The sequence below is a fragment of the Pseudomonas sp. PSB18 genome, from assembly GCF_014596565.1.
Classification (GTDB): domain Bacteria; phylum Pseudomonadota; class Gammaproteobacteria; order Pseudomonadales; family Pseudomonadaceae; genus Aquipseudomonas.
Genome location: NZ_NOIN01000027.1, coordinates 1 through 657 on the forward strand (window position 1 = coordinate 1; position 657 = coordinate 657).

Genomic DNA, 657 nt, shown 5'->3' on the forward strand with positions numbered 1-657 from the left:
TTGACCATATAACCCCAAGCAATCTGGTTATACTGTGAAGACGACATTCGCCGAAAATTCGATCTTGCTCATGAGAGCAACTCACAAATTTTACCTTAGCCTGATCCGTTACCAGTGAAAGTAACGTCCAGTCTATCTTTCTATCACATACCCAAATTTTTAAAGAACGATCTAATCAAAAGACTAGAAATCAACATTCACCATCGTCTTGATGGAATGCTCATTTCTAAGCTTTCAGCAGCAGAAGCAGTTTATGGTGGAGCCAAGCGGGATCGAACCGCTGACCTCCTGCGTGCAAGGCAGGCGCTCTCCCAGCTGAGCTATGGCCCCATAACAAAATTGGTGGGTCTGGGCAGATTCGAACTGCCGACCTCACCCTTATCAGGGGTGCGCTCTAACCAACTGAGCTACAGACCCAATTTCGAGCTTGTAACTGTTAGCGTGAGCTATCAGCTTGGAGCTTAAAGCTGCTTCTATCGTCTTCTTCAATGAATCAAGCAATTCGTGTGGGAGCTCATGGAGCAGCTGCTGTCGTCGATTAAGGAGGTGATCCAGCCGCAGGTTCCCCTACGGCTACCTTGTTACGACTTCACCCCAGTCATGAATCACACCGTGGTAACCGTCCCCCCGAAGGTTAGACTAGCTACTTCTGGTGCA

At 48.1% G+C, this 657-nt stretch carries 2 tRNA genes and 1 rRNA gene; all 3 read right to left on the reverse strand.

Annotation, left to right across the window (positions count from 1 at the left end):
• Nucleotides 1-254: 254 nt before the first annotated feature.
• Nucleotides 255-330 (reverse strand) — tRNA-Ala (locus CGA22_RS27005).
• Nucleotides 331-340: 10 nt separating this feature from the next.
• Nucleotides 341-417 (reverse strand) — tRNA-Ile (locus CGA22_RS27010).
• Between the two features lie 122 nt (nt 418-539).
• A 16S ribosomal RNA gene (locus tag CGA22_RS27015) occupies nt 540-657 on the reverse strand; the annotation flags it as partial.